Below are 25017 nucleotides of genomic sequence, written 5' to 3'. Positions count from 1 at the left end.
GATGAGCGAAGCGATAAAAGCACCTACAGTAGCAGAATTACAAGCCAAAGGAGAAACTCCTGAAATATTGTTTTGGGTCGGATGTGCAGGGTCATTCGATGACAGATATAAAAGAGTGACTGTTGCCTTTACAAAAATCTTAAACAAGCTTAATGTCAACTTTGCCGTATTGGGCCCTGAAGAAAGTTGTACAGGGGATCCTGCCCGTAGAGCTGGAAATGAGTTTTTGTTTCAGATGCAAGCCATGGCCAACATCCAATTGTTGGATATGTATCAGGTGAAGAAAATTGTGACTGCCTGTCCTCACTGTTTTAATACTTTGAAGAATGAGTATCCTGATTTAGGTGGCAATTATGAAGTCATTCATCATACCACCTTTTTGCAAGAACTTTTGGATGAAGGCAAATTGAAAGTAAGTGGAGGTTCATTTAAGGGACAAAAAATCACTTATCATGATTCTTGTTATTTGGGTCGAGCCAATGATATCTACGAAGCACCTAGAAATGTATTAAAATCACTGGACGCAGATTTAGTCGAGATGAAAAGGTGTAAGACTAAGGGTCTTTGTTGCGGAGCTGGTGGTGGACAGATGTTCAAAGATGCTGAGTCAGGAGACAAAGAAATCAATATCGAACGTACGGAAGAGGCTTTGGATACTGGAGCCAAGGTAATTGCTTCTGGCTGTCCATTTTGTATGACCATGCTATCGGACGGTGTGAAAAGCAAAGAAAAGGAAGCGGAAGTTCAGGTAAAAGATATAGCAGAGCTGCTTGATGAAGCTATGGATTAATCCGTACACAGCTGATCGATCAGGGCTTGAGCGAGAGTGAGTCCTGTATCCAGTGCAAATTGCCAGTCTTGGCAAGCCGCATCGGTATTTCCTAAATCATATTGAACGGTGCCTCTATTGAGAAATGCTTCTCCATAATTAGGACTTATAGCAATGGCCGCATTAAAGTCCTTTAGTGCCATTGGGCTATTGCCAATAGTGAAATAAGCAAATCCTCTTTGGTAGTAGGCATCTGCATTTTTGTTGTCCAATGAGATGGAAATATTGAGATCAGTGATCGCACTTTCATTCTCGCCCAATTCTGACAAACAGGAACCTCTAAGGAAAAAGAATTCAGGGTTGGTGCCATTTGTTTTTTCAAGATCATTGAACATGTCTAATGCTTCTTCCAAATAGCCTTCTGAGAGCAGTCCATGCGCTTGATCCATAGATGGGTTCTGTGATATCTCGCCAAATGATGAGACCAAAACAACTACTACTAGTAATATTTTCATAAACCTTCGTTTTTATCCAGAGCTCAAGTGTAATTTCCATGAAATAATATGGATTACCAATTAACTTGCTATTGAATGGTTGTAATCAAAACGAGATGAAAGGAATTAAGTTGATGAAGTTTATTTTTAGTTTGTTAATCCTCTTTCCTGGTCTTGCCAGTGGCCAAAATCTAGATAGAATTTTAGAAACTCACTTTGAAGCCATAGGACAGGAAAATCTAATGGCGATGAGATCTATTTTTATGGAAGTGCGTGAAATGGATGGATTCAAAGAAGGAAAAAAATATCAGATCACTAAAAAAGCTCCCAATAAAATAAGAATAGAAGGAACGTATAAAGAACTCTCATTTGTAAATGCTTTTGATGGAAAAACAGCTTGGACTATCGCGCCATGGACTGGTGTGCTTTCAGCTCAATTGATGACGGATCGGGAACGTCATTTGTTTTTAATGAATGCAGGAATAGGTTCTCCCCTTTATGATCACGGCTTAGGAAATACACTTGCAGTGATTGGGTCGGAGCGATCTGACGATGCTAATCATTATGTAATTCGCTCCACGATGCCTTCTGGTTTTTACGTGGACTATTTATTAGATAAAAAAAATCATTTAATTCATTTAGCGAGAGTGTATAAAGAAGATGAACCTGAAAAGGTTGAGGTGGAAGTGATTTTTAAAAATTACAAAAACCTTGGAGGTGTGTCTGTTCCTTTTGCATTTGAAAACAGGAGCGAACGATCAATTTTCGACATAGTGATTGATGATATTATTTTTGGGCAGGGCGTCCCAAATAGTTTTTTTAATAAACCCGAATGATATGTGCGCTATTTTGACTCCCATTCAAAATAGTGCACATTGTTAATGTTAGACTTATTGATCGGTAATAATTGCTGATTGGATAGACCAAGCAAAATCTACTTGAACTTTGTCTACAAAATAAGGGTCATCCATACTGATGTATTCATCTGCACTATATACCACGCTGGAACTGCTGGTCGCCAGCGAATGACAACTCATACAGTTGGTTTGCACACCATAATCATAATTAGGGTTTAGCTGATTTTCACGTTTGGCAAAAGTGCCTTTTCCAAATCCAGCCTCTAAGAATGGGTTAAACCCAAAAATGGGTTCAACATCTTGATTGGTTCCTCCCACAATAGGTTGATTAGGCCAAACCATCGCATAACCTGTAGATACTCCATAATGAGCTGCTGCTGCAGATAGTCCAGTAGGACGAATGGATGCGGCCGTAGTCGAACTAGGAGCCAAAGGAGTATTGGGATTTGGTGCCCAATAAAAGGTCTGCCATGTCCAATTACTGATTTCTTTGCTGGTAACATGCATGGCGACCAAAAGAGCTACATCTCCAGCTTTTGCCGTATCACCTTGCACAGCACTTTGTTGCTCATTGAGATATTTAGCCATTTCTGCATCTACCTCAAAGTTGATAAAATCGTTCAAGTTACAAGTAGAGGCAGGTGTTGGGTCATCTCCTCCATTCACTGGCACTAATACTTTGCCTGATTCTTGCCCATTATTTACATCTACAAATATGTAGCTATCCCATACCTCAGGCCCAAATGGTTTGGGGGTGTCTGGAGGGCCTGGCCAAGCTGGAATTCTGATAAAGTCATCTTGTTTACTGCCAACATAATAGGTCGGCTTTATTGTAATAGCATCACTTGGGAAAGCGGGTATTTTGCCGATTGTTCCTGGCTTTTTATAGGAATCTAAAACAGATTTTTTAAAAATTTGATTTTGAATTGCATAGTTGGCAGCACTTGGGTTGTATGAAACAGTTACCCAAAAATTGGTGCCAAAATCCAAACCAGCTGTAGTGTCAACGCCAGCCTGTTTAGCTAAAGTAGCTGAATGCTCAAATTGCTTAGGTTTTTGAAGCATCGTTCGCTCTGTTTTTTGGAGCTGTAGACTATTTTGTTTAACGATGGATTGCATTTCACCTAGTCCAAGCCATGTTTCAAAAACTAACAATGGATTTCCATTGTAGCTTTGATCAGTTGGTGAGGTAAGACCAGCCCAGATTCCCCAAGCGTGTGCATAAATGGATAAAGTATCCCGTTCAGCTAACCATTGATAAATCAATGTAGAATCTTCGGGAAAGTTAAAGCCTGGATCTTCAGTTGTTGGTAGGGGTACTGGAGTAATTTGATTGATGTTCTCCAATAATTGGCTTTCGGGACTGTTATTGATAGGCGTCGGTTTGTTACAACTCAGCAGTATCAAATGTAAAATCAGGGCTAATACCAAGCCCATGGGCCATAGACGGCCTAGGTTAGATAGTTTCATGAAAAATAAGTTAGGTTTACAATAAGAATTAAGTTAGGTTATTTTGTGATTATTCCAAAATAATTTCCTCCTACCATCAACATAACTTTTAACTTGAACTATCCATCAATTGAGCATGAATGGACAAAACTTGGGGGATTATTAGTTTTTTCCCATCATTGTTAAGAATGAAATCAGCTAATTCACTTCTAGTTTCTTCATTCACCTGTTTGTCAATGATCCCTTTGATTTCTTCTATGCTACGATGAGGGTCTCTTTTTTGTACTCTTTGAATTCGTGTCTCTATAGGAGTATAGACATTAATCATTACATCCAATTGTTTGTAAGACCCAGATTCTATCATTAATGCTGCTTCCTTTAGTACATAAGGAGCATCCCCTTGTGATTTGATCCATGTTTTAAAATCTTCGCCTACCAGAGGGTGTACGAGACCATTAATTTTTTTTGTTTTTTCCGCATCGTTAAAGATTGCGTTAGCCAAATAAGGACGGTTGAGTTTTCCGTCTTGGTAGGCTTCTTCACCAAATAGGTCCGTAATACTAGATATTAAGCCTGTATGATGTTGCATTAAAAATTTAGCCCTATCATCCGCTTGATACACAGGAATATCTAGAATTTTAAAAATTTCACAAACTGTTGATTTGCCAGAGCCTATACCACCGGTGATACCGACAATTTTCATTTGGAATCTTTGAAGGTCAACTTGATTCGATCTGAGGCGAGTACAATGTCAAGTGCCTTTTCGTGGGCATACATGAGGATGGGTGCGACCGTAGAATCATTCATATTTCTCATAGAATAATCTGCAGTAACACTAAAATCTGAAGCACTAACTTCTTCCTCGTCATCTTCTTTTATAGTATAATAAAGAGCAATGCTACTTTCGGATAGGTAGGCTGAAGAGTCTTCTGGGAAATCCAAGATCTCTATGGGAATGTTGATTTCTCTTGCGAGGTATTTTGAAACCTCAAACTTTACTGTAGCTTCTGGTGGAACCACTTTGACATGCTCGCCTACGAAGTAGGTCAATTCTTCTTCGAAGTTTCCATCTATACTCATATTGCTGAAATCGAGTTGAACGTATTCAGGCATTTGGTTCATGGTAGATTTAGGGCCTGAAACCACGGCGCTATCGACGTTGCAAGAAATTGAGCTGATCATTCTGTAAGATTGGGATAGTGGAATTGAAATACTATCTATATATACAGGTAGTTTTTTTGTGACTTTCTCTTCGATATTAAAAAATAGTGTGTCTGTAACTACATAAATCAACCGTAGCCCATCCAGTTGATCTGAAATCATCGGAATCAAACTTGATCGGGTAAGGAACTTAATTTCAGTTGGATTATCCAAGGGGATATTGATAGGTGTAGCATTTATTCGTAAGGTCTTTCGAATCAGATTCCAACCACCACTTGTTACATCAATTTTAATTTGTTTAGCCAAGGGATTAATCACAACGACACTATCTTCAGCAAATGTGTAAGATAACGGATAGTCTACCCGTGTGTCATAAGATTTGTTCATGGCATTAAAAAACCAAAAGGTAGTTGCTCCTAATATTGAGAGTACAACTACCTTCCAGTTATCTTTTAATCCAGGTAATAAAAACCTAAATATTCCCATTCAGTTTATTTGTTCATAAAAACAATTAGCTCGCTAACTTCTTGGAATTTTCCATCGAGATAGAAGATTTTTCTATCTTCATTTTAGCGCCTTTGTCTATTTCTAAAGTTACGGTAGAGTCGTCTACTGACAAAATTTTACCATGGATTCCTCCAATAGTAACCACTTGATCTCCTTTCGAAACTCCCTCTGAGAAAGATTTTTGATCCTTCTGCTTTTTTTGCTGGGGTCGAATGAAGAAGAAATAGAAGATGACTACCATGACACCAATCATGATCAGATTTGAATAACCTGCGCCACCTGCAGCTGCTTGTAATAATATGAAGTTTAACATGCTTCGTTAATTGTTAAAAAATGAATGAAGAACTTAAGACGGTGTGTCAGCATCTTTAGGTGCTGGAGTCACATTAGCCTTGATTTTGATTCTTTGTTGTTTTGGGTATGTATTCGAAGTGATAGTTACCGTTTTGTTTTGAACGCCTGGCTTCTTTCTACTGTTGAATTTCACTTTGATTTCACCTTTTTCACCCACACCAATTGGTTCTTTTGGCCATTCAGGAACGGTACATCCACAAGATCCTGTAGCGCTTGAAATGATCAACGGAGCATCTCCAGTATTGGTAAAAGCAAATACATGCTCTACTACGTCTCCTTCATTGATGGTTCCGAAATCATGAGATTCTTCGTTGAAAGCAAATTCAGGAAGTGGACCTTCTGGCTTAACTGCAGGTTCTACTTTTTCGTTTGCATTTGGTTTAACTACTCTTTTAGCAGCAGTTCCTGATCCTTCTAGTTCAGCAACTCTACCTTCAAGCTTAGCAATTCTACCTTCTACATCTGCATTTGAACATCCAGTGGCTATCATAGCCAATACTGCCAAGAATGCAGGAATCATTTTTATATTTTTCATAACTAGTATGTTTAATTGAAATTGTTATTAGAATTAAATAGAGGTAAAGTTAAAGAAGGAATGACAATCGATTGAGTGATTTTTCAATCCTTAACAACTATTTAACAAAATTGATAATTTGATGGATCAGGCTTCTTCACCTTTGATTTTTGTGATCAGACCATTGACATCATCTAGTAGTCTTTCGGCCTTTTCTTTGGCATCACTTACGATTTTGTCGCCTTCTGATTTGGCTTCATTGTCACTTAGTTCTTTGCCGTCGATAAACTCTTTTACGATTTCATCCAATTTTTTGCTGTACTTGTCCAGCTGATATGAAAGTTTGTCTCTCGTGTTTTCTCCCTTGTCTGGAGCATAAAGAATACCTAAAATGGCACCAGCTGCTGCGCCAGTTAAAAATGCTAAAAAGGAATTCGAATTTTTACTCATAATTATTTGTTATCTAGCAGTCCTCGTCCACTTTTCTTGATTTGGCCATCCTTTTGTAATTCTACAGAAAGAACATCTAAAAGGCCATTTACAAACTGTTTACTCTTAGGCGTACTATAAAGTTTCGATAATTCAATATATTCATTAATCGTCACTTTTACAGGAATGGATGTGAAATGAATCATTTCGCCAATGGCCATTTCTAATATAATCCTATCTGTAAGAGCTACCCGATCAATTTCCCAGTTTTTTGATTTTTCTTCTATCAGTTTTTCGTATTGCTCTTCCTGATCGATGGCTAAATCGTAAAGCTCTTTCAAAAATAACAAATCCTCCTCCCAGTTTTTAGAAAGTTCCATCAATAATGGTTCACTTTCTTCACTTTCGATAGATTTCGCCGTTTTCAATACCATACTTTTCAATATAGGCTTGTTTTCGCTCCATCCTAAATCCAACGCTTCGAAGTAATCGTTGATATTGTCATTTTTGAAAATGATTGATTTGTACAAGGTCTGCACAAATTCTTGATCTTCTTCCAAGTTGGCTTTCGCCAAATTATCGTACTCTATAAAAAACTCTTGAGGTTTGATGTATTCCTTGTACCACGCTCTAATAAGATCAGTGTCCCAAGCTACATTTTTCCTAATTCGCTCTTCTTCTAATGCTTCAAAACTTTTGAGTTTGTTGATCACAATATTCTTAGCAATATTGTCGTGGGTGTTGTTCTTTTTGCGTTTTTCTGTGGCAATCAATTCTTGTATTTCAACTACGATATACAAGAATTTTATATAATCATCATAGATGGAAGTAATACCCGCCAGTAGTCTTTTTTTGAAATGATCCTTATTGGCTACGAGCTTATTTAAGTAAGACTGCTGTTGAGCTTTTATCAGCTTAACGATCTCTGGTTTGGTGTCTTCTGGAATAGCATCTGCACCTTTATGAATCAGCGCGTCGAAGGCTTTTCCAGTGGATTCGCGATCCTTGGTCAACTCTTCTTTGTCCTGAACCTCCATGGAGTTTAGGTCAGGTAAGAAGTGGTCTTCCGCCTCTTTTTTACAAATGTTGAATTCGGCTTCTCGGGCGGTATGATAAGCGAAGATGGCTTGCATACCTTTAATACGTAAAGAACGTCTGTTTAGCATTAAATCAAAGTTTTGAGTGATCCAAAGATCACTCTGGTAATTTATAATGGCAATTTGTTATTTCCAATTGCAGCAATTCTGTTTTCTGCGATTTGAATAGCTGCTGCCTGTGGTGTTGCTCCAGACTCGGCACACAATTCGAATACCTCTAAGGTAGTGTCGTAGATGCGCTCGGTTTGATTCATCACTCTGTCTCTATTATAGTTGCCTTCATATTCATAGTATACATTGGTAATACCTCCTCCATTGATTAGAAAATCAGGGGCATATAAAATACCCTTATTAACCAATGCTTTGCCATGAATTTTTTCGTCAAGCAATTGATTGTTGGCTCCACCAGCGACTATGTCACAGTTGAGCATTTCAATACTTTCATCATTTAAAGTGCCTCCCAAAGCACATGGCGCATAGATGTCAAAATTAGCGTTGAACACCTGATCTGCTGCTACTACTTCCACTGGGAATCGGTCAGTCACTTTTTTAATTTTATCTTCAAAAATATCTGAAATCATCACTTGGGCATTTTCTTTGACCAAATTTTCAATCAGATAAGTTCCTACATTTCCGGTTCCTTGTACCAAAACTTTTTTTCCTTCAAGCTTTTCAGAACCATAGGCTTTCTTAGCTGCTGCTTTCATTCCCATGTACACGCCATAAGCAGTGACTGGAGATGGATCGCCTGAACCACCCATGAAATCTGGAAGGCCTGTTACATAAGGAGTTTCCATTCTGACATATTCCATGTCTTTGGTACTCATGTTTACATCTTCAGCTGTCCAGTATTTACCACCTAGACTATTTACAAATTTGCCAAACCTCCTCATCAAAGCTTCATTTTTCAGCTTTCTAGCATCACCAATCAAAACAGCTTTTCCTCCACCAATATTTAAACCCGCAATGGCATTTTTTAGCGTCATGCCTCTGGATAATCTCAATACATCGGTCAATGCTTCCATGTCAGAAGCATAATGCCACATCCTAGTTCCTCCCATGGCAGGCCCTAGAACCGTATTGTGGATGGCAATGATAGCTTTCAACCCTGTAGCTTTGTCGTGACAAAAAACTACCTGCTCGTGATTCATCTCTTCTATTCCTGAGAACAATGACACTTCTTCTTTTTTGAGTGGTTCGTTCACCTCTATCATATTTTTGGGTTTATGATTGTTAATGTTGTTGGGTACTGAAAATAAGCGCAAAGTTAGCCGATTTTTAATCAGATCAAGAAAATTAGTAATTGATTAATTTAGATTTTATATACTGCCTTCTGGCGAAATATTAATCGAACATATTGTCAACTTTCAAAAAATATTGCCGTTTGAACTTTGTATTATTGCATTTTGAAAGCATTTTTTCAGCCATTCTGAATGAAAGATCTCGCACATCTGAATAAGTATTTTTTTAAGTATAAGTATCATTTGATACTGGGTACTGTGTTTATTATTATTTCAAATTTATTTGGGGTGATTCCGGCTGTAGTGGTTAGGCATTCATTTGATTTGATTCAAGGAAGCTTTCAGACCTATAACGGATTTGAAGGATTCGAACTGCAGCGGGATACATATGATCTGTTTGCTTCGAGTATTTTGATTTTTGGATTGGTCATTTTGGCCGCAGCCATACTCAAAGGGATATTCATGTTCTTTATGCGTCAGACAATCATTGTAATGTCGAGGCTGATAGAATATGATCTTAAAAATGAAATTTACACGCATTATCAAACACTGCCACTCAGCTTTTATCGAAAAAATAATACAGGTGATTTGATGAATAGGATCTCTGAAGATGTGAGTAGGGTACGCATGTATGTAGGCCCTGCCATCATGTATGGGATCAATTTGTTCACCATGTTTTTAATTGTCATTCCATTCATGTTGTCCATCAATGTGGAGTTGACCTTGTATTCGTTATTGCCATTGCCCTTTCTTTCGTTCAGCATTTATTATGTAAATAATATTATCAACAAACGTTCAGAGGAGATTCAGGAAAGCCTTTCTGACTTATCTACCTTCGTACAAGAAGCTTTTTCAGGCATTCGAGTAATCAAAGCATTCGTTCGGGAGCAGGATTACAACCATAAGTTTTCTGTAGCTAGTAATGACTATAAAAAGAAGTCACTGCGATTGGCATTTGTGCAGTCGCTCTTTTTCCCGCTGATCATGAGCCTTATTGGATTAAGTGTGATTCTTACGGTGTATGTAGGTTCTATTGGAATTTTGCAAGGAGAGTTGAGTACGGGTAATATTGCGGAATTTGTAATTTATGTGAATATGCTTACCTGGCCTGTGACAGCCTTGGGTTGGATCACAAGTATTATTCAGCGGGCGGCGGCCTCACAGCGTCGTGTCAATGAATTTCTCCATACTAAAAATGATATTGTATCGGATAAAAATATTGAAAAAGACATTGCCGGTGACGTCGTATTTGATCAGGTGGCATTCACATATCCTGACTCAGGGATAGAGGCACTGAAAGGTGTTTCATTCGAGGTCAAGGCTGGAGAGTCTATTGCGATCATAGGGACGACTGGATCTGGCAAAAGCACTATTGCCAACTTGCTATGCAGAATGTATGATGTATCAGACGGTGGAGTGAAAATTGATGATATTCCCATCAAAGATTATTCGCTTTCTACCGTCAGGGGGAATATTGGTTATGTGCCTCAAGACGTGTTTTTATTTTCAGAATCCATTGCGGACAATATAGCATTTGGTAATCAAAAACTGACTGAATCTCAAATTAGAGAAGCAGCAGACCATGCCGACCTAACAAATAATATTGATCGTTTTCCAAAAGGATTTAAAACCATGCTGGGAGAGCGGGGTATCACTTTGTCTGGAGGACAGAAGCAAAGAGTATCCATTGCTCGGGCCATAGCGCGTGAGCCCAAGATTTTGATTATGGACGATTGCTTGTCTGCGGTAGATACTAAGACGGAGAATAGTATTCTCAATAGTATGAAAAAAATAATGGTCGGTCGAACGACAGTTATTATTTCTCATCGAGTGTCCTCTGCCCAGTTGGCAGATAAAATCATAGTCTTAGATGACGGTAAAATCGTGGAACAGGGCTCTCACAAAGAGTTGATAGCCAAGGAAGGTACATACCAATCGCTTTATCAGAAGCAAATTCAAGGAGAAGAACTATCAGATACAGTGGTTTGATTTTGAATGGAAAGTTTGATTGATTAACCTTACATCCAAACAGACCACATCATGCGCATTTCAATTTTATTCTTCTTAGTCACCTTATCATTTTCTCTTTATGCCCAAAAAACAATGGTTCATTGCGGAGAACTTATCGATGGTTATTCGAGTGAGCCTCGCAAAGAACAAACTATAATCATTGAAGGAGAAAGAATTTTGGAAGTCATAAAGGGCTACGCTGTGCCTACTCCAGATCTACAATTGATTGATTTGAAATCCTATACCGTTCTTCCTGGATTTATTGATATGCATGTACACCTAGAGCAGGAAACGGGAAAGAATAAGTACATGAATAAATTCACCCAAAATCCAGAAGATAAGGCTTTTGAGTCTGTGGTGTATGCAGAAAGGACTTTGATGGCGGGATTTACAACCGTCAGAGATTTGGGCGGTTCTGGTGTTAATATTTCATTGAGAAACGCCATTAACAAAGGACTAATAGATGGGCCAAGGATATATACCGCAGGAAAGGCTTTGGGCGTGACTGGAGGTCATGCAGATCCGACCAACGGATTTAGCAAAGAACTAATGGGAAACCCTGGGCCAAAAGAAGGTGTTGTAAATGGGGTTGAAGATGCTAGACAAGCTGTACGTCAACGATATAAGAATGGCGCAGACTTGATTAAAATTACTGCAACTGGTGGAGTTTTAAGTTTGGCGAAAAATGGAACTGGACCTCATTTTCAGGAAGATGAAATTCGAGCCGTCGTTGAAACGGCCAAAGACTATGGGTTTCATGTTGCTGCTCATGCACACGGAGACGAAGGTATGAAACGAGCGGTTAGAGCAGGTGTGACTACTATCGAGCACGGCACTTATATGAGTAAAGAGACCATGCAGTTGATGAAAGAGCGCAATACTTATTTTATCCCCACACTATTGGCTGGAGCATTTGTTGCCGAGAAAGCTGAAGAAGAAGGCTATTACCCGGAGATTATAGTTCCAAAGGCAGCTGCCGTTGGCCCTCAAATTTTTGATACCTATAAGAAAGCTGTAAAATTTGGTGTTCCCATAGGTTTTGGAACAGATGCTGGTGTTTTTCTGCATGGTGATAATGGAAAAGAATTTGAGCTGATGGTAGCAGGTGGAATGGCTGAAATGCAAGCGATCAAATGTGCTACCTCTATTAATGCTTCCATACTAAAAGAATCGGAAAATATTGGTGGTATTAAGAAAGGGGTTTATGCAGATTTAGTTGCTGTGAAAGGCGATCCCATTCAAGACATTACGGTTTTACAATCGATTCCTTTTGTAATGAAAGGGGGGAAAGTCTATAAGAATGAAAACTAGTTATTTAGCGAACATCTCAACAATCACAGAATTATCTTCGTATAGTTTTTCAAGAGTAAAATCTTGAAGTTTTAGGCCTCTTTCTTCTGCAAGTAATTGTAGTTTAGTTTCTACTTTTTCGGTGTTGGGCATCACTAACGGATGCATGGTTAAAGCTGCTTGAAATGTAGTAAGCCCTTCAACCTCTAAAACCGTTAGTCCGCTTGGGATCATAGAAACTTCGTCTTCAAGTAGTACGCCTACAAATCTTCTGCTTTCATACTCACCTAGTGTGTCATCTTTATAATTGATAATTGAAAGTGTGCCTTTCAATTGGCCACTGGCTATATATCCTTTCATTTCTTCAAACAAAAAATGTTCCTCTTTGGAGGTTAATCGACCATTAATCTCTTTTCCAGCTAGGCTGTATATATTATTCCTTGACACTGCAGTCTGTACTTCTTCGAACCCACCTAAATTGAAATAGATAGTAAGTAGAATGACAAAAAGGGCTGTAAACGAGGCAAACCAATAAATATATTTTTTCGACAAAGTGCTGAGTGGCATATTACTATAGTTAATTTGTAAAGCTAAATAATATTGAGGTTGGGGAATGAAAAGAAACAAAAAAAGCAGACCATAAGTCTGCTTTTAGTGACCTCGCCAGGATTCAAACCTGGAACCTCCTGAGCCGTAATCAGGTGCTCTATTCAGTTGAGCCACGAGGCCAAATATTTCAGCAAATATAGTTGAGTCTATTATTTTGACTCAACCATTTAAAAGTATTTTCAATAAAAAAAAGACCACTGTTGCTGTGCCGTAGTACTTGATGACCAACCAGCGATTCTGTATATCATGCCACCAGAGTACCACCCAAGGTTTGTATAATAATCCTACCAGTAGTATAGCCAATGAACTATAACCTAGAAAGGAAGTGATATGTATAGTCGCTTCCAAAAAGCTGTATTACAGCGAACGTTTGATCTCTCTTTGTTCGAATCCTTCAATCACGTCACCTACTTTGATGTCGTTGAATCCTTTGATCGAGATACCACATTCGTAACTGTGTTTCACTTCGGCCACATCGTCTTTGAATCGTTTCAATTGTCCGATTTCACCTTCGTAAGTCACAATACCATCTCTAATCAATCGAATGCTATTCGCACGTTTCACATATCCGTCAGTCACGTAACATCCAGCTACAGTACCCACTTTCGTAATTTTGAAGACTTCTCTTACTTCAATGTTACCAGTGATCACTTCTTCAACGGTAGGAGCTAATAGTCCTTCCATGGCATCTTTCACCTCGTTGATAGCGTCGTAGATGATGGAGTATAGTCTGATTTCAACTTCTTCTGTTTCAGCGATTTTCTTAGCACCTCCGGATGGACGTACCTGGAAACCGATGATAATTGCGTCTGAAGCAGATGCCAATAGTACGTCAGATTCAGAAATCTGACCCACGCCTTTGTGGATGATATTGACTTGAACTTCTTTGGTAGAAAGCTTCAGCAACGAATCAGACAATGCCTCGACAGAACCGTCCACGTCACCTTTTACAATTACGTTCAGTTCTTTAAATGAACCAATCGCTAATCGACGACCAATCTCATCAAGAGTAATATGTTTCTTGGTTCTGATACTTTGTTCACGTTGAATTTGCTCTCTTTTAGTAGCAATCTCTCTCGCTTCTCTATCAGATTCCATCACATTGAACTTGTCGCCCGCTTGTGCTGCACCATCCAGACCCAACATTTGTAGTGGAGTAGAAGGGCCTACTTTTTTCAATTTGGAACCTTTGTGATCAAACATGGCTTTCACCTTACCAAAATAAGATCCTGCCAATACTACATCGCCAATTTCCAAAGTACCTGACTGCACCATCATGGTAGTCACATATCCACGTCCTTTGTCCAGGGTAGCTTCTATGATAGAACCGACCGCCTTTTTATTAGGATTAGCTTTCAATTCTAATACTTCGGCTTCAAGCAATACTTTTTCAAGTAAGTCTTCTACGCCCTGTCCTGTTTTAGCCGATATCTCCTGGCATTGGTACTTACCACCCCAGTCTTCTACTAGTATATTGTTAGCCGATAATGCCTCCTTGATTTTATCAGGGTTGGCATTAGGCTTATCTATTTTGTTAATAGCAATAATGATCGGAACACCTGCTACTTGAGCGTGATTGATGGCCTCTTTGGTTTGTGGCATCACATCATCATCCGCAGCTACTACGATAATTACGATATCTGTAATCTTAGCACCCCTTGCTCTCATCGCCGTAAAGGCTTCGTGACCCGGTGTATCCAAGAAAGCAATTTTCTTTCCGGATTCCGTCGTCACATCATAAGCACCAATGTGCTGGGTGATTCCGCCAGCTTCATCATCAGTTACTTTAGAGTCTCTGATATAATCAAGCAATGAAGTTTTACCGTGATCGACGTGTCCCATAATGGTCACGATCGGCGCACGATCTTCTAATGTTTCTTCTGCATCGACTTCTTCTACTACATCGACTTCTTCGTCTTGTGTAGTAAAGTCAACATTGTATCCAAACTCATCAGCTATGATGGTGATAGATTCAGCATCTAATCGTTGATTAATCGAAACGAACATGCCCAAAGTCATGCATGTAGAGATAATATCATTGACTGATACATCTAGCAAACTTGCCAAGTCATTGGCAGAAACGAATTCAGTGACCTTAAGTGTCTTAGATTCTTCCTGCTCTTGCATTAGCCTTTCTTCCTCGGCATCTGCTACTGCTGATCGTTTCTCTTTTCTGTATTTTGATCTACTTACATTCGAGCTTGTTTTACCACCGCTCAGCTTCGCAAGTGTTGCTTTGATCTTGTCTTGAATTTCCTTGTCAGTCAATTCTTCTTTGACAACTTTCTTCTTGCCTTTTTCGAATCGTCCGCCTCCACGTCTATCGCCACCGCCTCTTGGGCCTCCGCCTCCGCCAGAATCTTTTTTCGACGTACTGATTCGTTTTCTAGGTCGTTTTTTATCTCCAGATGTATCAGAAGATGCGACTGGCTTTCCTTTGTCACCTTTAGTTGGGGCTTTAGGCAATTCAATTTTACCCAAAACTTTAAGTCCTCTCAAAGAGTCGGCCTTTGCTTCGATTGTTTTATTTTCAGGTTTGGCTTCTGGTGCTGGAGCTTCCTCTTTTTTCTCAACTTTAGGAGCTGGAGCTTTCTCTGTAGGCTTTTCTTCCTTCTTAGGTTCTTCTTTAGGAGTTTCTTCCTTTTTAGGTTCCTCTTTCTTAGCTACTGGTTCGGGCGCTTTTTCCTCTACTTTAGGAGTTTCCTCTTTTTTAGGCTCTTCCTTCTTTGGCTCCTCTTTTTTGGGTTCCTCTTTTTTCTTTTTGTCGCCAAGATCAATTTTACCAACAACCTTGATGCCTTGAAGTTTATGACCTCCCGCAGATGACTCGTCCGCTTTTTTGGTTTCTTCAGGCTTTTCTTCTTCTACAGCAGGAGCGTCTGATGTAGCAGTGTTGTCTGTAATTAGAATTTCTTCTTCTTTGACTGGTTCTGCTGGAGCTGGAGTAGCATCTGCAGTGATTACCACATTGTCACCCGATTTGGATCCAATGGAAAGGCTGCTAGCCTCTTCTTTTTCATGTGCCGAATCCGCATATTCCTTCGCTAGAATTGCATATTGATCCGGGGTAAGCTTGGTGTTGGGGCTCCGCTCTATTTCATGCCCCTTTTCAGACAAGAATTCCACGACGGTGTCTATTCCGACGTTTAGTTTTCTTGCTGCCTGATTGAGTCTTATCATTTTACCTTCAGCCATAGTCAATTAAAAAGTATTCTTCTTCTGATTATATAAATCAGCTTATTGTTCAAATTCTTGTTTTAAGACACCCAATACATTATTGATGGTCTCTTCTTCCAAATCGGTTCTTCTGAGAAGTTCTTCCATTGAAAGTGATATTACACTTTTAGCAGTATCCAAACCAATTTTTCTCAATTCGTCAATTACCCAATCTTCGATTTCATCGGTAAATTCTGCCAAGGCTACATCTTCCTCCTCTAATCCATCTAGCTCTCTGAAGACATCAATCTCCATGTCTACTAGTCTACTCGCCAATTTGATATTTTGTCCACCTTTACCAATGGCCAATGAAACTTGGTCTGGTTTTAAGTAAACAGAAACTCTCTTGTTTTCTTCTTCTATTTTGATACTTGTGATTTTAGCAGGGCTCAATGCTCTGGTAATATACAAGTCCATATTGTCTGTGAAGTTAATCACATCAATGTTTTCATTTTGCAACTCACGTACAATACTGTGAATTCTTGACCCTTTCATACCTACACAGGCGCCTACGGGATCGATTCTATCATCGTAAGATTCAACCGCTACTTTTGCTCTTTCTCCTGGCTCACGAACTACTTTTTTGATCGTAATCAAACCATCGTAAACCTCCGGTACTTCACTTTCGAAAAGTCTTTCAAGAAAAGTAGGAGAGATTCTCGATAAGATAATCCTAGGGTTGCCATTTACGATCTCTACGCGATCTACAATTGCTCTAACCGAATCACCTTTTCTGTATCGATCTTTACTGATTTGCTCTGATTTAGGAATCGTTAATTCGTTTCCTTCGCCATCTATCAGTAATACTTCTCTACTCAAAGTCTGATAAACCTCTCCATTGATGATTTCACCAACAAGATCCTTGTACTTTTGGAATAGAATGTCTTTTTCTAGATCCTTGATTTTTTGAATAAGCGTCTGACGGGCAGTCATTACCATTCTTCTACCAAAATCGATCAATTTCACCTCTTCAGCTACTTCTTCACCGATTTCGAAATCAGGCTCAATTTTTCTAGCATCAGTTAAACTGATTTTATCATGATCCCAAATATCTTCTGAATTGTCATCAACAATTTCTCTAAACCTCCAGATTTCAAGGTCACCTTTATCAGCATTGATAATGATGTCAAAATTGTCATCATACTCAAACTTCTTACGGATCATGGTTTTGAATACATCTTCGAGTATCCTTATCATGGTAGGACGATCTACATTTTTGCTTTTTGCAAAATCCGAAAACGACTCTATTAATACAGAACTATCCATTTTATTATTTGAATGAAACTAGAACAATAGTTTTACTTATATCTTCAAAATTGACAACTTTAGTCTCTGTGGTTTTTTTCTTTTTATCGATTACTATTTCTAATTCGATAGATGAATCTTCCACTTTTTTCAACTGACCCTCTACGAGGGTTTTGTCATTCAAAGTCACCTTTACATTTTTTCCAATGTTTTTGACATATTGTCTATTCAGTTTGAGTGGATGATCCAACCCTGCTGAAGAGACTTCCAATGTCAAAGGTTCGTTGAGCTCAATTTCTTCATCTATAAAATGAGAAACTGCTCGGCTTACCTCACTGCACTTTTCTATAGTAATTCCTTGATCGCCATCGAGCAATACAATCAGCTTGCCACTGCGGTCATTGCCTTTTTTGATAATATCTACTAAAAACAGGTCTTCCTGCTCAGAGAGGATATTTTCAACAACAGTTTGTACTTGATTTTCGATGCTTTCAGTCACAATTCCTACTATAAAAAGAGGGGACTTCAGGTCCCCTCGTTCAAGAAATCTATATTTCGAATGCAAATGTAGAGGAATAATCCATCAAAACAAATATTTGAAGGGATATTGGATTATTGATTCTAGCCCAAAAATGAAATCAAAACCCCCGCAGCAACGGCGGAACCGATCACTCCGGAAATGTTGCTGGCCATGGCGTATTGAAGCAGGTGATTAGACGAGTCATGTTTCAATGCAATCTCGTTGGCCACGCGGGAAGCCATAGGTACAGCAGATAATCCAGTAGCGCCGATGAGTGGATTGATTTTTTTCTTTGCGAATAAGTTATACACCTTCACAGCAAATATTCCTCCTGCAATGGAAATGGCAAATGCGATGAAACCACCGACTACGATCATGATCGTTTCCATATTCAAAAAAGCCTTGGCGGTCATAGTTGCTCCTACTGATAATCCCAGAAATATGGTGGCTGCGTTCATTATGGAATTGGAAGCTGCATCGAACAATCGAGAGGTGTTACTGCCTATTTCTTTTACAAGGTTGCCAAACAAAAGCATACCGACTAATGGAACAGAAGAGGGTACTAGAATGGAGACAATTGTTCCCAAGGCTATCGGGAACAGAATTTTAACCGCTTGCAAGTTTTTGATTTCTGCGCTAGCCGGGTAAAGTTTATCCTGCTTTTTCATATTGATGGCAAGCTCACTTTTGCTCATGGTGAATCTTACAACAAAAGGAATAATAACTGGAACAAGCGCCATATACGAATATGCTGCGATGGCAATTGGTCCTAAAAGGTGAGGTGCCAGTTTGATAGTTGTATAAATGGCGGTTGGGCCATCGGCTCCCCCGATGATCCCAAGTGAAGCAGCTTCTTTAGGGGTGAATCCCATCAAGATAGCAGCAATGAGCACTGAGAAAATGCCTATTTGAGCGGCAGCCCCAAAAAACGCCAAACGAAGATTTCTCAACATAGGGCCAAAATCCGTGAGTGCACCAACTCCCATAAAAATTATTGGAGGGAGAAAACCCGTTTTAATCAAGGCATAGTATAGGAAATTCATAATGCCATGATGCTTTGCGATTTCTAAAAGGTTGAGACTTTCATCAATTTTGACAACTCCCATTTCTCCTCCAGGAAAATTGGCGAGTAATACACCAAATGCAATTGGAACTAATAATAAGGGCTCGTATTGTTTTTTGATACCTAAATACAAGAGCCCAAAGGCAACTAATATCATCAGGATACTTTCTGGCTGGGCAGCCAAGTCACCAATGGCGGTCATTTCATAAACTTTTCGAAGTAGTTCCATTCAATTTTTCGATTAATTCAATTTGAATAAGACATCATCATCGAAAATATCTTCACCATCTTTGATGCAGACTTCGGCTATTGTTCCACTTTGATCTGCCTTTACTGCATTCACCACTTTCATGGCTTCGATGTAGCAAATGACATCTCCATCTTGCACCGTATCACCTACTTTCTTGGCTGTTTCGGATGGGTCTTTGGTTAGGAAAACTTTACCTTCTAGTGGAGCGAGAATTTCTTTTAAGTGTCCATTGGAAGAAGATGTAGGAGTGGGCGGTTCCTTTGATTCATTGGTATCGACTTCATTGTTATCATAGGAAATGCTGACATTGAATTTTTCGCCATTAACATCAACCTGGACAGATTTAGGACCCAAATCCCATGAGCCATTTACTACTGGATTAGTTGAGGTAGTGTATTTCTCTGTTCTCCGTTTTTCTAAGTCGGCTTCAAAGTCAGCTTTTGCTTTTCCTGATTTATAGTCAATATACTGCTGTGGATGGAGGGCATATTCCAAAAGTTCTTCATCGTCCTGACCAGTCTCCCATCCTTTTTCGTTCATTTCCTTCCTCAAATCACCTAAACAATCAGGAACTAATTCAGAAGGATCACCTTTGAAAAATTCTCTTCCTTGTTCTGAGGCTAGATTTTTCAACTCATCGCTGACTTCACCTGGTAAACGACCAGATTTACCTAACATCATATCCCATGTATTGTCGTCTAGTAATGACCATCTTTCTTTGCCTTTCTCCATTTGCATCACATTGACCAAAGCGGCATTTTTTACATACTGGCTGTATGGAGTCACAAGAGGTGGATACCCCATCATTGGCCAAACTTCTTGAACCTCATCAAATAGCTTAATCAACAAATCATCTTGGGTGAGCTGAGGCTTGTTGTTTTTTTCCATCCATTTGTTGAGGCTTTTCAGATTGTTTTCTAAATCAGCCATTAAGCTTCCCATCATGCCACCAGGTAAACCTGGCGCGATAAGTAAGGAGTTCATCAATCTGTTTTTGGGATTGATGTAGTAACCCAAAAAGTCATCAATAAATTCTTGGGTCAAAGTTCGCACTTGCATGTAGGCCTTCATATTGATATCAGGTAGAGAATAGCCGGCATCTTTTAGTACTTCATGTATTGTCAACAAATCTGCATGGACCGTTCCCCAGGATAAAGGTTCAACTGCTACATCAACTATGTCTGCTCCTGCGCGAACTGCCTCCAAAGATGAAGTCACTGAAAATCCAGGGCCTGAATGTCCATGATACTGTACTAAAATGTTAGGCTTTATTTCTTTGATTCCTGCCACAATTTTGCCCAAAGAAACAGGGCGACCAATGCCTGCCATGTCCTTGATGCAAATTTCTTCAGCGCCTAAGTTTATCAGTTCCTCGGCTTTTTTTATGTAATAGTCAACTGTATGAATTTTGGAATAGGTAATGCATAAACAAGTTTGAGAGATCATGCCACCAGCTTTGGCATATTCGATCGATTTTTCAAGGTTTCTAGCGTCATTAAGCCCATCGAAAGATCTTGAAATATCAGTTCCTTGCAGTTTTTTGACCTTGAACATCAATTTTCTGACGTCATCAGATACTGGAAACATACGCAGGGCATTCAAACCTCTTTCGAGCATTTGTGTTTGAATTCCGGCATCATTGAAAGGCTGCGTCCAGGCTCGATTGGAAATATTTGGATTTTCTCCATAAAGGAGATTGATCTGCTCAAATCCGCCACCATTGGTTTCTACCCTACGAAAACAACCCATATCAATGATAGGCTCAGCTACTTTGACTAATTGGTCTACTCTAGGCATGTACTTGCCAGAAGACTGCCACATGTCACGATATACCAGACACAATCCTATCTCTCTTCCCATATTTAATTGATTTTATTAATTTTTGTAATCTTACCCCTACCTTTGGTGAATATCTCAATGGCTGAAGTGATAGCGGCTACCTTCGAAGGTGCGATTTTTGATGTATTAGAAGACCGTTGCACGGATTTTTCCGTTAGAGGTACAAATCGATTAGCGAATTGAATAAGAAGGTTGCCAATTATGACTACGCATAGTAATACTATGAATACTGTGATCATTCCAATACCCATAAGTAAGAAAGCCGTTCGAAGTTCGTCAGTCATAAATTTTGCTAACCTATTGTAAATTACTTAATTGCAACTTAAAAAATATTGTAGAAACCGATAGAATTCATATGAAAAACATTGAAACCGAAATTTTGATTGATGCTCCGGTAGAAGTAGTGTGGCGTGTATTGATGAATTTTGAGGCCTATCGGCATTGGAATCCATTTCTAACTGTAGAAGGAGAGGCCATTTTGGGCAACAAATTAGACGTGATTATCAATATGGACGGCAGGAAGAATTTTTTCAAACCCAAAGTAGTGGCATACGAAGAAGGGAGACGATTTGAGTGGACGGGTAAGCTGTTACTCAAAGGTTTGTTCGCGGGGAATCATTATTTTAAGCTACACCCAGTGACCGAATTTCAAACTCAGTTTATTCACGGTGAAAACTTTACAGGTATTCTTCAGGGGCCTATTATGAAAAAGGTTCGAGATAAAACCATCATGGGTTTTGAAACTATGAATGAGGCCATGAAGGCGCATGCCGAGGAGCAAGTGATTTAGTATGCGTGCCTAATAAAGTAGGGTTTTTGGTTGGCTTGAGTGCTTGGATTTTATATTTTTGAAAGTTCACCTATTCAAATTGTGGTTCAATTGGCTATAGTTTGATGCATTAACAACAGCCCATGGAAGCATACGCAAAAGCCGTTTTATACATCATTCCTGTTTTTTTATTGCTTATGGCAATAGAAATGATTTACGGAATCGTTGTGAAAAAAAATACATTTCGAAGTTTCGACACGATTACTGGTATCAGTTCCGGTATTACTAATTCGGTTAAAGATTTGCTGGGGCTTACACTTGTTGTGATCGCCTATTCATGGTTATATGAAAAACTAGCATTGATCGAGATTGAAAGCACCATATTAGTATATGTGATTTGCTTTGTTTGCATTGATTTTTCTAGTTATTGGGTACACCGATTGCGGCATCATGTTAATTATTTTTGGAACGAGCATGTCGTACATCATAGCAGTGAGGAATTCAATATGGCCTGTGCGCTTCGACAGAGCATATCTTCTTTTTTTGGTATCTATTCTGTGTTACTCATTCCAGCAGCACTTCTTGGCGTACCGCCAAAAGTGATTGCTATTGTTAGTCCTATCCATTTGTTTTTACAGTTTTGGTATCATACGAGACATATTCCAAAACTTGGATTCTTAGAATATATCATCGTCACACCTTCTCAGCACCGTGTGCATCATGCCATCAATCCTATTTATTTGGATAAAAATCTCTCGGCAATATTTTGTATTTGGGACCGTGCATTTGGCACATTTCAAGAGGAATTAGACGAAGAGCCATGTGTATATGGAGTGAAAAAGGCACCACAAACCTGGAATCCTATTTGGATCAATTTTCAACATTTATGGCTCTTGATTAAAGATGCTTGGAGAACCAACAATTGGTTTGATAAACTGAGGATTTGGTTTATGCCACTTGGATGGCGCCCTGAAGATATCAAAGACAAATTTCCTATCGACTATATAGATGACCCAAAAGATCAGGTTAAATATGATACTCAGGCCTCAGCTGCCCTACATATTTGGTCTTGGGTTCAATTGGCCATGACTCACCTTTTCTTGGTTTTGATGTTGATCAACTTCACTGAAATAGGATTCCCTAATCTATTCGTATATGGTGCTTTTCTGTTTATACATATTTATGCCTACAGTGCTTTGATGGATTTAAAAAAGTCGGCGGTAATTGTGGAAACTTTGAAATGCTTCGGGGGTATTTTTTGGATCCTTCAATCAGGTGATTGGTTCGGGATCAATGATTATTGGGCAATTGGATCATTCGTAGTGATAGGGTATTTGGTTGCCTCTATGTTTATTACTTTAGGCTTTGTGGTTAAGGAATTCAGTACGTCGAACCAGATGGTTAATGTAAGCACAAAAAAAACCACTAGAATCTCTTCCAGTGGTTTCTAATCTTTCTTTTAATTAACTAGCTCTTTGAAGCTACCCAATCATTGACCATTGTTTCTAATAACTCAAGTGGAACTGGTCCACTGGTTAGTACGACATCGTGGAATTCTCTGATGTCGAATTTTTCACCCAGTTTAGCTTTTGCGTCTGCTCGCAGCTCTAAGATTTTCAGCATTCCGATTTTGTAAGCTGTAGCTTGAGATGGCATTACAATGTGGCGTTCCACCATTCGAACGCACTCACGTTCTGTACCAGAGGTATTGTTTTGGTAATAGGCAATCCCTTCTTCTCTAGTCCATTTTTTGCCATGTATACCTGTGTCCACCACTAAACGACAAGCTCTCCAGAGCTCCATAGCCAAGCGACCATAGTCAGAATATGGATTTTCGTATAGCCCCATTTCTTTAGGAATAAACTCACAGTATAATCCCCATCCTTCTGTATAGGCAGTGTAGCGAGCGTATTTTCTAAATCGAGGAAGCCCTTCTAACTCTTGTGCGATGGATAGTTGCATGTGGTGTCCAGGGATGCCTTCGTGATAGGCCAATGCCTCCATTTCGAATTTAGGCATGTTGCGAGAATTCGCCAGGTTTGCATAATAGGTTCCGGGGCGGCTGCCATCAGGTGCAGGACTATTGTAAAAAGCTTTTCCAGCTGATTGTTCTCTAAACGCTTCTACACGTTTCACAATCATGTCAGCTTTTGGTTTTGTGATAAACAATTCGTCCAATCGGCCTTTCATATTGTTGATGATGGCTGTGGCGCTATCCATGTAGGCCATTTTTCCTTCATCAGTGTTAGGGTAATAAAACTGATCATCTGTCTTTAAAAATTCAAAAAATGCCTGTAGATCTCCTTCGAATCCTACTGTTTTCATGATTTCTCTCATTTCACCATGAATTCGAGCTACTTCTTGCAATCCAATTTCGTGTATTTCGTCAGATGTCAAATTTGTCGTTGTGGTTCTTTTTAAAGCGAAATTGAAAAAGGCCTCACCATTCGGGAACTTCCACGCACCATCATCTGTAGTGGCTCTTTTTTCTTGTTCAGTTAAGAAAGAAATAAGCGATTCATAAGCCGGCTTTACACTTGTCATCAATGCCTCATTGGCTCTTGCCAAAAGATCACTTTTATCATCTTGAGATAATGAGTCTAACTTCTCAATTTTTCCTGAAAAGTCTGCAAGTAATGTGCTCGGCTCTCCATCACTAAAAGGAGCACCCTTCAGTAAATTTTCTGAGTCAGAAATGGCTCTTGGAAAGACAAATTTTGGAGGCACTATTCCCATTTCTTCCCTTTTCTTTAGGTTAACTATTAATTGATCAAAAACAGATTTTAGTTTCTCTAACCTAGAAATATAAGCTTCAGCATCCACTTTATTGGTAATCTGATGCATATTGATCAAAAATGCAGGTTTGCCAGAATGCATTCCAAACATTTGATTTACTGGGTAATTGTATAGTCTATATTTGAAACCGTCAATTTCTTGTTCTGAAGAGGCAACGAATAGATTGTAACTCACTTTTGTATTTTCATCTAAAGCGTCGTAGTTGATAGAATCTTTTAGCCACTGCAATTCCTGTTTTGTGATTTCTAATTCAGCATTTGCGTTTTCTTCTGAATAGTCATCCCATTTATCCTGATCTTTTTTAACAGCCAGATAAGTTTGATATTCTGGACTTCTGTCGAGCCCATCACTAAATGACTTTTCGAAAAAGTCATTTGCTTTTTTTGATTCAGCAACTATCTCTTCAGGTGAATAGGAATTTTGATCCTGATTTGGTGAGCATGCCGCGGCAAGAACCAAAATGAGCAATAATAAGTTTTTGACTTGATTCATTTTTGATTTGTTTAATTCAATCCGCAATTTATAAAATTGTGAATAA

At 39.1% G+C, this 25017-nt stretch carries 24 protein-coding genes and 1 tRNA gene; 6 read left to right on the top strand and 19 right to left on the bottom strand.

The features are described from left to right. The first annotated feature begins 1 nt into the window (after position 1). Positions 2 to 790: a (Fe-S)-binding protein gene (locus tag ABJH98_RS00740; RefSeq protein WP_348305706.1), complete on the top strand. Its 789-nt coding sequence runs from the start codon at positions 2 to 4 to the stop codon at positions 788 to 790. On the opposite strand, the gene ABJH98_RS00735 is transcribed toward ABJH98_RS00740, so the two are convergent. Further along, on the bottom strand, positions 787 to 1284 hold the full coding sequence (locus ABJH98_RS00735; RefSeq protein ID WP_348305705.1) for a tetratricopeptide repeat protein: 498 nt from the start codon (positions 1282 to 1284) through the stop codon (positions 787 to 789). The genes ABJH98_RS00740 and ABJH98_RS00735 overlap by 4 nt on opposite strands. A 95-nt stretch (positions 1285 to 1379) precedes the next feature. Between ABJH98_RS00735 and ABJH98_RS00730 the strand changes: the two genes are divergently transcribed. Then, positions 1380 to 2099 (top strand): hypothetical protein, encoded by a 720-nt coding sequence (locus tag ABJH98_RS00730; RefSeq protein ID WP_348305704.1) that lies wholly within the window; start codon positions 1380 to 1382, stop codon positions 2097 to 2099. Between the two features lie 54 nt (positions 2100 to 2153). Here the strand turns inward: ABJH98_RS00730 and ABJH98_RS00725 are convergent, their stop codons facing one another. From ABJH98_RS00725 to ABJH98_RS00690, 8 genes are all read right to left on the bottom strand, one after another. After that, positions 2154 to 3590 carry a hypothetical protein gene (locus ABJH98_RS00725; protein WP_348305703.1) on the bottom strand — a complete coding sequence of 479 codons (1437 nt, stop codon included), beginning with the start codon at positions 3588 to 3590 and terminating at the stop codon, positions 2154 to 2156. 88 nt (positions 3591 to 3678) lie between these two features. Then, positions 3679 to 4272, bottom strand: coding sequence for a dephospho-CoA kinase (coaE, locus tag ABJH98_RS00720; protein WP_348305702.1), 594 nt, complete (start codon positions 4270 to 4272; stop codon positions 3679 to 3681). Continuing rightward, positions 4269 to 5216 carry a hypothetical protein gene (locus ABJH98_RS00715; RefSeq protein WP_348305701.1) on the bottom strand — a complete coding sequence of 316 codons (948 nt, stop codon included), beginning with the start codon at positions 5214 to 5216 and terminating at the stop codon, positions 4269 to 4271. The genes coaE and ABJH98_RS00715 overlap by 4 nt, the downstream gene beginning before the upstream one ends. 25 nt (positions 5217 to 5241) lie before the next feature. Beyond that, positions 5242 to 5550 carry a preprotein translocase subunit YajC gene (gene yajC, locus ABJH98_RS00710; protein ID WP_348305700.1) on the bottom strand — a complete coding sequence of 103 codons (309 nt, stop codon included), beginning with the start codon at positions 5548 to 5550 and terminating at the stop codon, positions 5242 to 5244. Between the two features lie 33 nt (positions 5551 to 5583). Next, positions 5584 to 6126: a DUF1573 domain-containing protein gene (locus tag ABJH98_RS00705; RefSeq protein WP_348305699.1), complete on the bottom strand. Its 543-nt coding sequence runs from the start codon at positions 6124 to 6126 to the stop codon at positions 5584 to 5586. A 126-nt stretch (positions 6127 to 6252) separates the two neighbouring features. Continuing rightward, positions 6253 to 6555, bottom strand: coding sequence for a YtxH domain-containing protein (locus ABJH98_RS00700; RefSeq protein WP_348305698.1), 303 nt, complete (start codon positions 6553 to 6555; stop codon positions 6253 to 6255). A 2-nt stretch (positions 6556 to 6557) separates the two neighbouring features. Then, the gene (gene nusB, locus ABJH98_RS00695; RefSeq protein WP_348305697.1) at positions 6558 to 7700 is read right to left on the bottom strand and encodes a transcription antitermination factor NusB; all 1143 of its coding nucleotides are present in this window, start codon (positions 7698 to 7700) and stop codon (positions 6558 to 6560) included. 41 nt (positions 7701 to 7741) lie between these two features. After that, positions 7742 to 8845: a Glu/Leu/Phe/Val dehydrogenase dimerization domain-containing protein gene (locus ABJH98_RS00690; protein WP_348305696.1), complete on the bottom strand. Its 1104-nt coding sequence runs from the start codon at positions 8843 to 8845 to the stop codon at positions 7742 to 7744. A gap of 219 nt (positions 8846 to 9064) precedes the next feature. On the opposite strand from ABJH98_RS00690, the gene ABJH98_RS00685 reads away from it, so the two are divergent. Together ABJH98_RS00685 and ABJH98_RS00680 are read left to right on the top strand one after the other, a co-directional pair. Continuing rightward, on the top strand, positions 9065 to 10861 hold the full coding sequence (locus ABJH98_RS00685; RefSeq protein ID WP_348305695.1) for an ABC transporter ATP-binding protein: 1797 nt from the start codon (positions 9065 to 9067) through the stop codon (positions 10859 to 10861). Positions 10862 to 10912: 51 nt separating this feature from the next. After that, positions 10913 to 12193 carry an amidohydrolase family protein gene (locus ABJH98_RS00680; RefSeq protein ID WP_348305694.1) on the top strand — a complete coding sequence of 427 codons (1281 nt, stop codon included), beginning with the start codon at positions 10913 to 10915 and terminating at the stop codon, positions 12191 to 12193. Here the strand turns inward: ABJH98_RS00680 and ABJH98_RS00675 are convergent, their stop codons facing one another. The 9 genes from ABJH98_RS00675 to ABJH98_RS00635 form a co-directional block, all read right to left on the bottom strand. Further along, positions 12194 to 12739: a hypothetical protein gene (locus tag ABJH98_RS00675; protein WP_348305693.1), complete on the bottom strand. Its 546-nt coding sequence runs from the start codon at positions 12737 to 12739 to the stop codon at positions 12194 to 12196. It lies immediately after the preceding gene. 88 nt (positions 12740 to 12827) lie between these two features. Continuing rightward, a tRNA-Arg gene (locus ABJH98_RS00670) sits at positions 12828 to 12901 on the bottom strand. 39 nt (positions 12902 to 12940) lie between these two features. Next, the gene (locus tag ABJH98_RS00665; protein WP_348305692.1) at positions 12941 to 13129 is read right to left on the bottom strand and encodes a hypothetical protein; all 189 of its coding nucleotides are present in this window, start codon (positions 13127 to 13129) and stop codon (positions 12941 to 12943) included. Positions 13130 to 13138: 9 nt separating this feature from the next. Further along, the gene (gene infB / locus ABJH98_RS00660; protein WP_348305691.1) at positions 13139 to 15976 is read right to left on the bottom strand and encodes a translation initiation factor IF-2; all 2838 of its coding nucleotides are present in this window, start codon (positions 15974 to 15976) and stop codon (positions 13139 to 13141) included. A gap of 42 nt (positions 15977 to 16018) precedes the next feature. Then, positions 16019 to 17263, bottom strand: coding sequence for a transcription termination factor NusA (nusA, locus tag ABJH98_RS00655; RefSeq protein ID WP_084373375.1), 1245 nt, complete (start codon positions 17261 to 17263; stop codon positions 16019 to 16021). A gap of 4 nt (positions 17264 to 17267) precedes the next feature. Beyond that, on the bottom strand, positions 17268 to 17741 hold the full coding sequence (locus ABJH98_RS00650) for a ribosome maturation factor RimP (protein ID WP_348305690.1): 474 nt from the start codon (positions 17739 to 17741) through the stop codon (positions 17268 to 17270). Between the two features lie 122 nt (positions 17742 to 17863). Continuing rightward, positions 17864 to 19054, bottom strand: a complete 1191-nt coding sequence (locus tag ABJH98_RS00645; RefSeq protein ID WP_348305689.1) for a sodium ion-translocating decarboxylase subunit beta — start codon at positions 19052 to 19054, stop codon at positions 17864 to 17866. Positions 19055 to 19066: 12 nt separating this feature from the next. Beyond that, positions 19067 to 20935, bottom strand: a complete 1869-nt coding sequence (locus ABJH98_RS00640) for a biotin/lipoyl-containing protein (protein WP_348305688.1) — start codon at positions 20933 to 20935, stop codon at positions 19067 to 19069. Positions 20936 to 20937: 2 nt separating this feature from the next. Continuing rightward, on the bottom strand, positions 20938 to 21198 hold the full coding sequence (locus ABJH98_RS00635) for an OadG family transporter subunit (protein WP_348305687.1): 261 nt from the start codon (positions 21196 to 21198) through the stop codon (positions 20938 to 20940). Positions 21199 to 21269: 71 nt separating this feature from the next. Between ABJH98_RS00635 and ABJH98_RS00630 the strand changes: the two genes are divergently transcribed. Together ABJH98_RS00630 and ABJH98_RS00625 are read left to right on the top strand one after the other, a co-directional pair. Next, positions 21270 to 21704, top strand: a complete 435-nt coding sequence (locus tag ABJH98_RS00630; protein WP_348305686.1) for an SRPBCC domain-containing protein — start codon at positions 21270 to 21272, stop codon at positions 21702 to 21704. Positions 21705 to 21826: 122 nt separating this feature from the next. Then, positions 21827 to 23134 carry a sterol desaturase family protein gene (locus ABJH98_RS00625; RefSeq protein ID WP_348305685.1) on the top strand — a complete coding sequence of 436 codons (1308 nt, stop codon included), beginning with the start codon at positions 21827 to 21829 and terminating at the stop codon, positions 23132 to 23134. A 16-nt stretch (positions 23135 to 23150) separates the two neighbouring features. Here ABJH98_RS00625 and ABJH98_RS00620 read toward each other — a convergent pair whose 3' ends face one another. Continuing rightward, positions 23151 to 24971 (bottom strand): DUF885 domain-containing protein, encoded by a 1821-nt coding sequence (locus ABJH98_RS00620; protein WP_348305684.1) that lies wholly within the window; start codon positions 24969 to 24971, stop codon positions 23151 to 23153. Positions 24972 to 25017 lie beyond the last annotated feature (46 nt).

It is taken from the genome of Reichenbachiella sp., assembly GCF_039969095.1.
Lineage (GTDB): Bacteria > Bacteroidota > Bacteroidia > Cytophagales > Cyclobacteriaceae > Reichenbachiella.
The sequence above is the reverse complement of the archived record's forward strand: the minus strand, read 5'-3'. Positions and strand labels throughout refer to the sequence as shown.